Source organism: Planifilum fulgidum, assembly GCF_900113175.1.
GTDB lineage: Bacteria > Bacillota > Bacilli > Thermoactinomycetales > DSM-44946 > Planifilum > Planifilum fulgidum.
Genome location: NZ_FOOK01000007.1, coordinates 46,478 through 59,034, shown reverse-complemented (window position 1 = coordinate 59,034; position 12,557 = coordinate 46,478). Strand labels below are relative to the sequence as shown.

The window sequence follows — 12,557 nt, the reverse complement described above, 5'->3', positions numbered from 1 at the left end:
CCCGCCGGCCCGCGGGGCAGGATGGGACGGAGGAGGTTTTTCCCGTCTCCACAAAACTGTCAAGGCCTGATTCGGTTTTCGGCCCCGACCCGTGATAAAATAGGTAGAAAACGGGGTCAAGCCGGGCGGGGTCAGCCCCGCCCGTCAACAAGAGAGGGAGGGTTTAACCCATGAAATACCGAAACATTCCCGGAATTGACACCCCCATCTCCGAGGTGGGCTTCGGGGTTTGGTCCGTCGCCACCCCCTGGTGGGGCGTCCGGGACGACAAATTGGGCAAACGGCTGCTGCGCGCCGCCTACGAAGAGTACGGCATCACCTTCTTCGACACCGGCGACGTATACGGCCAAGGAAAAGGGGAAACCATGCTGGCCGAGGCGCTGGAAGGCCTTCGGGACAAGGTGGTCATCGCCACCAAATTCGGTTATGACATCTACGCCAAGCGGGGCGATCGCCACGGCGGCCATTCCGAACTTCCCCAGTACTGGGATCCCGACTTCATCCGGAAGGCGTGCGAAGAAAGCCTCAGACGCCTGAAGACGGACACCATCGACCTTTACCAGATGCACAACGCCCGGATGGAAGTCATCCAGAGTGATGTCGTCCTGGAAACCCTGGAACGGCTGAAGGAAGAGGGGAAAATCCGCACCTACGGCGTCGCCCTCGGGCCGGACATCGGCTGGCGCGACGAAGGTCTTGCGGCCATGGACCGAAAGGTGGACATGGTGCAGATCATCAACAACCTGCTGGAGCAGGATCCGGCCCGGGATCTGATCCGTGCCGCCGAGGAGAAGGGCGTCTCCCTGGTCGCCCGCGTTCCCCACGCTTCCGGCCTGTTGGACGGCACCTACGATCCGGACAGGCATTTCGATAAAACGGACCACCGGAACCATCGGCCGATCAAATGGATGCAGGCGGGGCTCGAGGCCGTCCGCAAGCTCCGTTTCCTGTACGAGGGAACCGACCGGACCATCGGGCAGGCGGCCATCCTCTTCAATCTGGCCTTCCCGGCGATCAAATCGGTGCTGCCCAACATCACCAGCGAAGAAAACCTGCGGGAATTTGCCCAGGCGCCGGACAAAACCCCCCTGTCGGAGGAAGAGATGCGCCGGATCGAAGAGCTCTGGACAAGCGAACTGGCGGAGAAGTTGAAACAGCCCTTCTCCAACAGCAAGGTGAAACCCACCCCCGTCGCCGCCAAGTGAGAAGGACCTTGCCGAAAAGGCGATTGCCACAGGGCAATCGCCTTTTTCTCGTTCTATCCTTTCCCGAAAATCCCCGGCATCCGGCACTCAAGCTTTTGATGGATAATTGACGCTCTTTCGGAAATGGAATGGAAATCACGTTTTTTATTTTTATTTCCCCATTCTTTTTAAAAAACATATTTTTCTTCTTGACGAAAATACCCCGCTTCAGGGTATTATCAAAATATGTAAACGATTTCACGGAGGTTAAGAGCATGCACGGAATGGTAAAGACAACATGGGCCCATTTGTGGAAATGGCACCATCAGGCCGTCGACCTGCTCCGCTTCTCCGTCGGAATGGATGCCCGAAACGGGAAAAAGGAAGGCGGCGAAGGGGAAACATCCCGCTTGGACGGTTCCCCTCCGTCCTACACCCGCCGTCAGCAGGTGGGACTGGTGCTCGGACCGGCGCTGTTTATCGTGACCTTGTTCTTTCTTTCTCCCCAAGGCATGTCCTACGAGGCGAAAGCCGTATTGGCCTCAACGCTGTGGATCGCCACCTGGTGGATCACGGAAGCGATTCCGATCCCGGCGACCTCCCTCCTGCCGATCGTGCTGTTCCCCCTGACCGGGGCCCTGGAGACCGGGGACACAACGGCTGCCTACGGCGATCCCACCATCTTCCTCTTCATGGGCGGCTTTATGCTCGCGCTGGCCATGGAGCGGTGGAATCTGCACAAGCGGATCGCCCTGAATATCATCTCCATCGTCGGAACCAGCACGGAACGGATCATCCTGGGGACGATGGCGGCCACCGGCTTCCTCTCCATGTGGATCTCCAACTCCGCCACGGCGATGATGATGATGCCGATCGGCCTGGCGATCATCTATCAGATCGCGGAGTCGCTGAAGGACAACCCCTCCGTGGACACCTCCCCGGGTAACTTCAATTTCGGCAAATCCCTGATGCTGGGGATCGCCTACTCGGCATCCATCGGAGGCGTCGGCACCCTGATCGGGACCCCTCCCAACGCCATCCTGGCGGCAACCGTCAGGAAAATGTTCGGCGTCGAAATCTCCTTTGCCCAGTGGATGCTGTTTGCCGTGCCGATGGTCATTCTCCTGCTGGCGCTCACCTGGCTTTATCTGGTGAAAGTGGCCTTTCCGATGAATCTGAAGAACATTCCCGGGGGGCGTGAAGTGATCGAGGCGGAGAAAAAGGCGCTGGGTCCCCTCACCCAGGAAGAGAGATGGGTCGGAATCGTGTTCTTCTTGGCGGCGGTCGCTTGGATTTTCCGCGTCCCGCTGGAGAAGGTGATCCCCGGGATCGACGACACCCTCATCGCCATCGCGGCGGCCCTCGTTCTCTTTCTCATTCCCTCCGCCAGCCGCCCGGGGGAACGGATCCTCAACTGGGACACCGCAAAAAACCTGCCCTGGGGCATTCTCCTGCTCTTCGGCGGCGGTTTGGCGATCGCCGAGGGCTTTACCAGCACGCAGCTGGACCAGTGGATCGGAAAACAGCTCACCTTGCTTGAAGGAGTCGGCTTTGCCCTCACCCTGCTGCTGACCATCATCCTGGTCATCTTCCTGACGGAGATCACGTCCAACACGGCCACCGCCACCATGATGTACCCGATCATGGCCTCCTTCGCCGCGGCCCTCAGCGTCCACCCCTACGGACTGATGATCGCCGCCGGCGTGGCCGCCTCCTGCGCCTTCATGCTGCCGGTGGCCACACCGCCCAACGCGGTCGTGTTCGGCTCCGGCTACATTCGGATCGAAGACATGGCGCGGGCCGGTTTCTGGCTGAACCTGATCTCTGTCGCGGTGATTTTTGCCGCCATCTATTTCTACCTGCCGCCGGTGTGGGGAATCGATCTATTGTCTCCCCTGAAATAATCAGATTTCCAGGGAAGCCACGACCGGACGGCCTCAGGATCTTGTCAAAATGTCAAGAAAGAGGCGATGTTTCGTCGACCCGCCACTTCGTGGAGACGAGACGAAAATCGCCCCCCGGCTTCAAGGTTTTGAAGTCCAAGAAACGGCCACCCGTCGATCGACGGGTGGCCGTCTTGCCTTTGCAGGCGTTTGCCGCTCAAAAGTTGAAGTTGTCCGGATCCGGTCCGAAGCGGTGGTTCCGGTTCAATGCATCCAATTTCGCCATGTCCTCCGCCGACAGTTCGAAATCGAACAGGTCGGCGTTTTCCCGGATTCGCGCTTCCCGCACCGATTTGGGGATGGTGACGACGCCGTGCTGGAGATCCCAGCGCAGCACGATCTGGGCCGGCGTTTTCCCGTATTTTTCCGCCAATTCCACGATCTCCGGAACGTTCACCACCTCTCCCCGCATCAGCGGGCTCCACGCCTCCAGCTGGATGCCCTCCCTCCGGCAAAAATCCCGGAGTTTCTCCTGAGTCAGGAACGGGTGGAACTCCACCTGGTTCACCATCGGCTTGATTTCCGCATCGGCCATCAGGTCTTCCAGGTGATGGACCTGAAAGTTGCTCACTCCGATCGCCCGCGCCTTCCCTTCCTTGTAAAGGGTCTCCAGCGCCCTCCAGGTTTCCTTGTATTTCCCTTTGACCGGCCAGTGAATCAGATACAGGTCCACATACTCCATCCCCAGCCGCTGGAGACTGGCCTCAAAGGCGGCCAGCGTCCGCTCGTATCCCTGGTCCGAATTCCAGACCTTGGTCGTGATGAAGATTTCCTCGCGGGGAATTCCGGACTCCCGGACCGCCCGGCCGACCCCTTCCTCATTGCCGTAGAAGGCGGCCGTGTCGATGCTCCGGTAACCGATCCGAAGCGCCGCCTTCACCGCCTGTTCCACCTCTTCCCCTTCCTTCGCCTTGTATACGCCGAGTCCCAGCCAGGGCATGTTGACGCCGTTGGCAAGCACCGTCGCGTCCGAGATGTGTTGAGCCATATGTAATCGCCTCCCGATAACCGTCTGTAGGATGGTACGGGGTTTTATTCCCGCTGAAAAGGACGCCCAAACGATTTTCCGAATTTGCCGGAAATTTTGCCCGCCGGATGACGGAAACGCCGGTAAAGGGATCACCCGGTGGTGAAAACCATGCCGGTTTTCCCCGGTTGAAACCGCCCTGATCTTCTTCTCGTCCGCCGCGCCTACCGGTCTCCCCCTCCTGTCCGTGCTGTCCAGCCTGGCGATCCATCTGGCCGCCTTTGGATGGGACCGGTTGTCCGTTTGGTTTCTTCCCGGAATCTGGTGCACCTCCGTCTTTTTCACTCTCTTCGGCCTCGGTGTGGCCATCCGTTGCCGGACACTGGGCGGATATTTTCTGGTATCAAGCCCTGCGGCCCTGATCCTTCTGCCTTCCGTTCTTGGGTCTCTCCATTTCCGCGACATCCCGATCGATTTCCTGTTTCCCGCCGGCGCATCGCTGCGTCTTGATCGAATCCCCCTTCCGTCCGTTGGAAACGGCTGAAGGCCTTGCTCTCTTGGGCAATTTGGCGGGATGGTCGATCCTGGCTTACGTCTGGGCAAAATGGTCCGTTCAAAAAGAGATCACGGGAAAGAAGGAAGCGCAGTGAAAAGGGTGTGTTTTCTGCTTCATGCCGACCTGAAAAACATTCTTCGCGACCCGCTGTTGTTTCCGGCCGCTGCCGGTCCCTTGCTATTGACGCTTCTCTTTCGTTTGGGCACTCCCGCTGCCACAGGGTGGCTGGAAAGGGTGTTCGCCTTTGACCTCACACCCTTCCACGGACTGATCCAAGCCGTCGTCCTCCAACTGATACCGTTCATCACGGGGCTGGTTGCCGGCCTTTTGATGCTGCAGGAACGGGATGAAAACCTGATCCCGCTGTTTGCCGTGACGCCCCTCATGAAATCAGGCTATTTGCGGATCCGTCTGTTCACCCCGGTTTTGTTGACCTGGATCTATCTGTTTCTCATCGTCAACTTCGCCGGCCTGATCCCTGTCGATGCCGTCAAAGGCTTGGCCGGCTCGCTGCCTTGGACGATGGAAGCTCCGATGCTGGCCTTGTTGTTGGCGGCTTTTTTCCGCCAACAAGGTGGAGGGGTTGGCCTTGACCAAGGGAGCGGGAATCCTGGTGTTCACTCCCCTCGCGCTTCATTTCCTGCCGTGGCCTTGGCAGCTCCTGATGCCGGTTTTTCCCACCTTCTGGCCCGCAAGAGTGCTTATCGCGAAGAAAACGCTGGCCTGGTTCGTTCCCGGATTGATGATGCACGGAGGAATTTTGTGGGGGTTGTACAGATCCTTTCAAAGGAGAGTGGAATAGCGGAAAAGGCGGAGCACCCCGGTCCATCTGAAACAGAATGGGAAATGCGGTGGGATGGCCCCCGTTTGGTTATTGGTTTTGCGCCTCCCTTTCCGTTTTCGGGCATCCCCGCCCCTTCCCTCCATTCGGAGGAAGGATTTTCTTCCGGACGGGGAGAATAGAGTATCGTCCTGATAATCGATCGATTGCGACAAGGGAGGAGCTGTCATGTTCATCCGCAATTGTTTGACGCCCCGGGAAGAGATTGTGACCGTCACCCCCGACATCAGTCTGCAGGAAACCCTGGAGATTCTTCAGAAAAACGGCTTGGATTCCGTGCCGGTGGTGGATGACAAGGGCCTGTTTCTCGGGATCACCGGATACCGCTATATTTTCAAGGCGTTGGTGGAAGAAGGCGTCAAAAACCTGGAGACTCTCAAGGATTACAAGGTCTCCGACGCCCTCTACCTGATCGATCCCATTACCGTCGACAGCGATTTTGAGGCCACCTTCCCCGTCATCGTCTACCATCCCTTTGTGCCCGTGGTGGATGAAGACGGTTTCACCTTTTTGGGCATCGTCAAGATCAGCGATATCGAAGCCGTCCTGACCACCACCTACGGTCAAGGCATTCCCGGCGTCCGATTTCTCCTGGGCGTCCTGGTCGACGCTCCCCACGAATTGGAACAGATCATGGAATGCGTCAAACCCTTTGACGTCAATATCATCACCGTCGTCACCTTCGACGCCGGAGACGCGGTGGGACGGCGGATCCTTCTGAAAATCGAACCGACCCCCCACACGGAAAAAATCCGACAAGAGCTGGAAAAGAAGGGCTTCCGCGTCCTGGATGTGAAAGAAGTGAAACCCGCCGAAGAAGCGGAGAAATCCTGAAGGCGGCAATCATCGATCGGTCGTTATCCCCAAAAAGCGCCCCTGCCGAAGCAGGGGCGCTTTTCCACCCAGCTTTACACTTCCTGCGCCTTCGTCCGAAAACCGTGGGGGTGACGTCGGTGCCAGTTCCAGGCCGTCTCCAGAATCTCTTCCAGCCTGGAATATCGGGGAGTCCAGCCCAACTCCCGCCGGGCCTTCTCGGCGGAAGCCACCAGGATCGCCGGATCCCCCGGCCGCCGGGGGGCCCTCTTTTCGGGGATGGGGCGGCCGGTCACCTGACGGGCCGTCTCGATCACTTCGCGGACGGAAAATCCCGCCCCGTTGCCCAGGTTGTAAACCCCTCCCTCTCCGTCCCGGCGCAATTTTTCGAGGGACAACCAGTGGGCGTGGGCCAGATCCGTCACGTGAACGAAATCCCGGATGCAGGTCCCGTCCCGGGTGGGATAATCATCCCCGTATACATGGACGCATTCCCGCTTTCCCAGCGCCGCCTGCAACACGATGGGAATCAGGTGGGTCTCCGGATCGTGATCCTCCCCCAGCTCGCCCGAGGGATGGGCGCCGGCGGCATTGAAATAGCGCAGGGAAACGGCCTTCACTCCGTAGGCCCGGTCGCACCACTTCAGCATCCTCTCGATGGCCAGTTTGGTTTCCCCGTAAGGATTGGTGGGATTCGTCGGATCCTCCTCCGAAATGGGCGTCCTTTCCGGCTCGCCGTAGACCGCCGCCGTCGAGGAGAAGACGAGTTTCTTCACGCCGTGTTCAACCATCTTCTTAAGCAGGCGCAAAGTTCCCCCCACATTGTTTTCATAGTAAAGAAGAGGGTCCCTGCCGCTCTCCCCCACCAGCGAACAGGCGGCGAAATGGATCACCGCTTCGATCTCCCGCTCCCGAAAGATCCGGTCCAGCAGGGCTTCGTCGCCCACGTCCCCCCGGTAAAAAGAGGAGACACGAACCGCCTCCCTGTGCCCCGTTCGGAGGTTGTCCAGGACCACCACCTCTTCTCCCCGCTCCGCCAGTTCCAACACCGTGTGGCTGCCGATGTATCCCGCTCCGCCGGTGACGAGAACCGCCATCACTTTTCCCCCCTGTGAATCTCTCTCGCTCCGTCGCCGATGCCCGGGCAGTAGAAACGAGGGGTCAATCCGGTCCGGCGGCGGTATCCTTCCTCCACGCGCCTCCGGAACTCCTCCAGCGCATCCCGGTGCACCAGGTTCACCGTGCAGCCGCCGAATCCGGCTCCGGTCATCCGCGCCCCGATGCATCCTTCCACCCGGATCGCCTCGTCGAAGAGGGCATCCAGCTCCGGGCCGGTCACCTCGTAATCCCTTTGGAGGGAGAGGTGAGATTCTCTCATCAGCCGGCCAAAGGCAGGCAGGTCTCCCGATTCGAGGGCTTCCGCGGACCGCAGCACCCGGTCGTTTTCCGTCACCACGTGCCGGATCCGCCTGCGCAACCGCTCGGAGGATACCCTCCCCTGCACCCGCTCCCATTCTTCCGGGCGCACCTCCCCCAGGGACTTCACACCGGGAAGCGCCCGCTGCAGCTCCCGCAGCCCGGCTTCGCACTCCTGCCGGCGCTCGTTGTATTTGGAGCCGGCCAGCCCCCGCGACTTGTTGGTGTGAACGATGACGAGGCGATAATCCCCCAGCCGCAAGGGGACATGCCGGTAGTCGAGCGTGTCGCAATGAAGGAGGATGGCGTGGTCCGCCTTTCCCATGCCGGAAGCGAACGGATCCATGATTCCGCACTTGACGCCGACAAATTGATTTTCCGCCTGCTGGACCAGCTGGACCAATCGGATCATCGGCCAGGAGAGGCCGCTCACGGCGGCAATGGCCGTCGCCGCCGCCAGCTCGATGGAGGCGGAGGAGGAAAGTCCCGCTCCCAGGGGAACATCCCCGTCGAACAGCATGTCGCACCCGGAAAGATGAACGCCGCATGCGAGGAACTGGTGCAGCACCCCTTTGGGGAAATTGGCCCATCCGTCTTCCTTTCGGTAAACCACATCCCCCACCCCCACCTCCACCCGGTTCGCAAATTGGCGGGAGGCCAGGCGGAAACGGCCGTCCTTCCGGGCCCGGACCGCCACGAGGGTGCCGAAGGTGAGGGCGGCGGGAAAGACGTGCCCGCCGTTGTAATCGGTGTGTTCCCCGATGAGATTCACCCTGCCCGGCGCGAAAAACACCCGTTCGGGCTCGGCGCCGTAGAGGCGGCCAAATTCCCGTTCCAAATCCTCCACGCGCTTCATCGGATCCCCCGCCTCCCCTGCCGCACAAAGCGGCGGTACGCTTCGCGCAACCGCTCCGCGCATTCCTCGACGGAATGGGGGTTGCACGCCGCCCAGGCGCCCATCTCCGAAGAGGCGTAATATTTGATTTTGTCCGCTTCCCTAAGGGGAGGATAAAACTCGATATGAAAGTGATAGTAGTCCTCCACATCCTCCCCGTTGACGGGACGCTGGTGCAGGACCATCATGTAGGGAAACAGCCTGTCAAACAGGTTGTCCATCGCCCCGGTCACCTTTTGCAGCATATCCGCCAGGCTGCGCCTCTCCGCCCGGTCAAAATCGCTGAGGGCGGTTTTGTGGCTGTTGCTGACGATGAACACACCGTAGGGATAATCGGTGAAAAAGGGAAGATAAGCGACAAAATGGTCGTTCTCGGCGATGATTCTTCCCCCGAAGGTCCTCTCCTCCCGGTTCATGTCGCAAATGAGGCAGGAACCCTTCCGCTCGTAATATTTGCGGCAATTCTCCAGCTCGGTGCGAATCTTCAGGGGCATGTGGGAATAGGCGTAGATTTGACCGTGGGGATGGAACATCGTCACCCCGCATTCCTTCCCCCGGTTCTCAAAGATGAGCACATATTGATGCCTCGGATCCTTGCCCAATTCGACGAAGCGTTCCGTCCAAAGATCGACCAGCTTCTCGATGTGATCCACGGAAAGCTCCGGAAGGGTGGCGGTGTGGCTGGGGGAATAAAGGATCACTTCGCATTTGCCCACCGCCTTGCGGGTCCGGTAGAGGGAAGAACCCACCGGATCGGGCTCCGGCGGATCCGGCATCAGCGCGGGAAAATCGTTGTCGTACGCGTAAACGTCGTAGTCCTCCGGAACTTTCCCCGATCCCGGACAAAAGGGACAATCCGTCTCCGGCAGATGGGGCCGGTCTTTCCGATTGGAAGCCACCATCGTCCAATCGTCCAAAAGGGGATTGTAGCGCAGTTCCACCGGATGAATCACCCCCGCTTGAATTCCCTGGCCGTCGAAGACCGTCCGGCAAAGCCGTACCCTATTCCATCATCTCACAGGAAAAAGAGATCATCAATCGATCATTGGGAATTTACGCGTGAGTCGAACAAATCTGATATTCCCCCCGGCATTTTCGCCGAAGGCCCACGCCGTCCGGCCCTCGGGAATCCCCTGGACACAAGCCCCTTCCTTTTCATGGAAAACATTTGTCGGATGGACACCGGGTCGATCCCCGGCGTCGCGCACGCCTCCGGAAACAAAAAACCCCCTAAAGCCTCGCAGAAAGCCTGTTGGGCTTCAGGGGGCACGTTTGTTCAGGAAGGCTCAAACCTTCACCTCTCTGCGGGAGAGGGTCCGGCTCACGGCATCCCGCCATCCCCGATAGAGGGCCTCCCGCTCCTCTTCCGCCATTTGGGGGCGGTACTCCGCGGCCACCGCCCAATTTTCCTGGATCGTCTCTCGGTCGTTCCAATAACCGACGGCCAATCCGGCGAGATAGGCCGCCCCCAGGGCGGTGGTTTCACTCACCACCGGCCGCTTCACCGTCACGTTCAAAATGTCGGACTGGAATTGCATCAAAAAGTCATTCAGGGAGGCGCCGCCGTCCACGTTCAATTGCTGCAGACGGATGCCGGCATCCTGCTCCATCGCCGCCACCACATCACGGGTCTGATACGCCAGGGATTCCAGGGCGGCCCGGGCCAGGTGATCCCGGGTGGTGCCTCGGGTCAGCCCGAAGATCGCCCCGCGGGCCTCCATGTCCCAATAGGGGGCTCCCAGCCCCACGAAGGCGGGGACGAGATAAACCCCTTCATTGGATTTCAGTCGGCGGGCGCGGTCCTCCGATTCCCTGGCCGTTTGCAGGATCTCCAGACCGTCCCGCAGCCACTGGATCGCCGCCCCCGCCACGAAGATGCTCCCTTCCAGGGCATATTCCACCCGTCCCTCAATCCCCCAGGCGACGGTGGTCAAAAGGCCGTGGTTGGAACGAACCGCCCGGTCGCCGGTGTGCATCAGCAGGAAACACCCGGTGCCGTAGGTGTTCTTGGCCATCCCGGGCGTGAAGCAGGCCTGACCGAACAGGGCCGCCTGCTGGTCGCCCGCCATCCCGGCCACGGGCACCCTCGCCCCGCCGAACGCAGCTTCATCCGTATATCCATACACCTCGCTCGACGGGCGCACCTCCGGCAACATGGCCCGGGGCACATCCAACATCTCCAGCAGTTCATCGTCCCAATCCAAGGTGTGGATGTTGAACAGGAGGGTGCGGGAAGCGTTGCTGAAATCGGTGGCGTGCACTTTGCCGCCGGTCAGTTTCCAAAGGAGCCATGTGTCGATGGTTCCGAACAGCAATTCCCCCCGCTCCGCCTTCTCCCTGGCTCCTTCCACGTGGTCCAGGATCCATTTCACCTTGGTCCCGGAAAAGTAGGCGTCCACCACCAACCCGGTCTTGTCACGAATGGTTTTCTCCAGCCCCCGCCGCTTCAGGTCCTCGCAGATGTCGGCGGTTTGACGGCTCTGCCACACGATGGCGTGGTAAACGGGGCTGCCGGTGTCCTTATCCCAGACCACCGTCGTTTCCCGCTGATTGGTGATCCCGATGCCGGCCACCTGATCCCGGCGCACGCCGGTGGATTCAAACAGATGATCCACCACCCACCGGGTGACTTCCCAAATCTCTTCCGCGTCGTGTTCCACCCAGCCCGGTTTCGGATAGAGCTGGCGAAACTCCTTCTGCGCGATTCCCCGGATCTCACCCTGCCGATCGAACAGGATGGCCCGGGAGCTGGTGGTCCCCTGGTCGATGGCCAACATGTACATCTGGTCCTTCACAATCAACCCCCCTTGTCCCGCTACAAAGGATTTCTTTCTCCCGCGCCGCCTTCCCTTCCGCCGGACTCGTCATTTCACGCATCCAGCGGGCGCTGTTTCCGCTCCGCCTGGACCGCCGGCGCTTCCTCCTCCCGCTGAAGGAACGGACGGATCACGCCGTCATACACCAGCGCCCCGAACAGACCCCCGAGGACGGGCGCGATCAAGGGAACCCAGAAGTAGGCGCCCGGTCCGGGCAGGGCAATACTGTCCCACCCCGCCAACGCCGCAAACAGTTTGGGGCCGAAATCCCGCGCCGGATTCAGGGCAAAACCCGTCAGGCTGCCGAAGGATCCGCCGATCATCGCGATGGTCAGCCCGATCACCAAGGGCCCGAGATTTTTCAGCGCCGACAGCAGCGGGTTCCGTTCATCGACCACGGCCAGGATCACCATCAACAGGAGGGCGGTGATGGCGAACTCGACAAAGAAGGCTTCCCAGTTGGACAAGTAAGGCGCCGGATACGTGGAGAACACCTTCGCGGTGACCACGCTTTCCGCCGAACCCCGGACAATGTTTTGACCGGCTTCAAACTGCGCAAACGCGTGCCGGTAAAAGAGATAGACGACGGCCGCACCCGCGAAGGCCCCCGCCATCTGGGCGACGATGTAGGGAATCACGTTTTTCCAGGGAAAACCGCGAAAAACCGCCATGGTGATGGTGACTGCCGGGTTGATGTGCGTCCCCGACACCGGACCGGTAATGTAGATCGCCATCGCGACGGCCATTCCCCAGATGCAGGCGATCCCCCACAAATCCAGGGACAATTCATTCAGCACCCATCCGGCCACCGCACCGCACCCGATGAAAATCAGGATAAACGTGCCGACAAACTCGGACAGGCATTGCCCCCACAGGTTCCGATTCACCTTTCGACTCCCCTTTCCCAATCGTCCTCGAAAGGTTGCATCCTCCACGCCTTTTCGTCCGACAGAAAAATCCGCTTCCATCAAAATATTATATTTTATAAGAAAATTTAATGCAATAATTGATGGAAAATTTGGATGAAACAGGTCGATGGCGGCAACAACGGGATTCTCGGACGACCGGGAAAAGGCTTCCTCCGGACGCGAAGCTTTGCGGGGAGCCGGGGATGAAATGAAGCGGC

General features: G+C 59.8%; 10 protein-coding genes. 4 read left to right on the top strand and 6 right to left on the bottom strand.

Annotated elements, in window-relative coordinates:
- The first annotated feature begins 170 nt into the window (after nt 1-170).
- Complete coding sequence (locus BM063_RS05785; RefSeq protein ID WP_092036783.1) at nt 171-1,205, top strand: aldo/keto reductase; 1,035 nt, start codon at nt 171-173, stop codon at nt 1,203-1,205.
- Between the two features lie 263 nt (nt 1,206-1,468).
- A complete protein-coding gene (locus tag BM063_RS05780; protein WP_092036928.1) occupies nt 1,469-3,088 on the top strand; it encodes an SLC13 family permease in 1,620 nt (539 codons plus the stop codon).
- A gap of 196 nt (nt 3,089-3,284) precedes the next feature.
- Here BM063_RS05780 and BM063_RS05775 read toward each other — a convergent pair whose 3' ends face one another.
- Nucleotides 3,285-4,115: an aldo/keto reductase gene (locus tag BM063_RS05775; RefSeq protein ID WP_092036782.1), complete on the bottom strand. Its 831-nt coding sequence runs from the start codon at nt 4,113-4,115 to the stop codon at nt 3,285-3,287.
- Nucleotides 4,116-4,740: 625 nt separating this feature from the next.
- On the opposite strand from BM063_RS05775, the gene BM063_RS05765 reads away from it, so the two are divergent.
- Nucleotides 4,741-5,613 carry a hypothetical protein gene (locus tag BM063_RS05765; protein WP_092036778.1) on the top strand — a complete coding sequence of 291 codons (873 nt, stop codon included), beginning with the start codon at nt 4,741-4,743 and terminating at the stop codon, nt 5,611-5,613.
- 46 nt (nt 5,614-5,659) lie between these two features.
- Complete coding sequence (locus BM063_RS05760) at nt 5,660-6,325, top strand: CBS domain-containing protein (RefSeq protein ID WP_092036776.1); 666 nt, start codon at nt 5,660-5,662, stop codon at nt 6,323-6,325.
- A 74-nt stretch (nt 6,326-6,399) separates the two neighbouring features.
- On the opposite strand, the gene galE is transcribed toward BM063_RS05760, so the two are convergent.
- The 5 genes from galE to BM063_RS05735 all read right to left on the bottom strand — a co-directional run bounded on the left by galE (nt 6,400) and on the right by BM063_RS05735 (nt 12,318).
- Nucleotides 6,400-7,401, bottom strand: a complete 1,002-nt coding sequence (gene galE, locus BM063_RS05755) for a UDP-glucose 4-epimerase GalE (protein ID WP_092036774.1) — start codon at nt 7,399-7,401, stop codon at nt 6,400-6,402.
- Nucleotides 7,401-8,576, bottom strand: a complete 1,176-nt coding sequence (locus BM063_RS05750) for a galactokinase (RefSeq protein WP_092036772.1) — start codon at nt 8,574-8,576, stop codon at nt 7,401-7,403. The genes galE and BM063_RS05750 overlap by 1 nt, the downstream gene beginning before the upstream one ends.
- Nucleotides 8,573-9,556 (bottom strand): galactose-1-phosphate uridylyltransferase, encoded by a 984-nt coding sequence (gene galT / locus BM063_RS05745; RefSeq protein ID WP_092036926.1) that lies wholly within the window; start codon nt 9,554-9,556, stop codon nt 8,573-8,575. Before galT ends, BM063_RS05750 begins: the two co-directional genes overlap by 4 nt.
- 345 nt (nt 9,557-9,901) lie before the next feature.
- Nucleotides 9,902-11,398, bottom strand: coding sequence for a glycerol kinase GlpK (gene glpK / locus BM063_RS05740; protein ID WP_092036924.1), 1,497 nt, complete (start codon nt 11,396-11,398; stop codon nt 9,902-9,904).
- A gap of 86 nt (nt 11,399-11,484) precedes the next feature.
- Nucleotides 11,485-12,318 (bottom strand): MIP/aquaporin family protein, encoded by an 834-nt coding sequence (locus tag BM063_RS05735; RefSeq protein WP_092036922.1) that lies wholly within the window; start codon nt 12,316-12,318, stop codon nt 11,485-11,487.
- Nucleotides 12,319-12,557 lie beyond the last annotated feature (239 nt).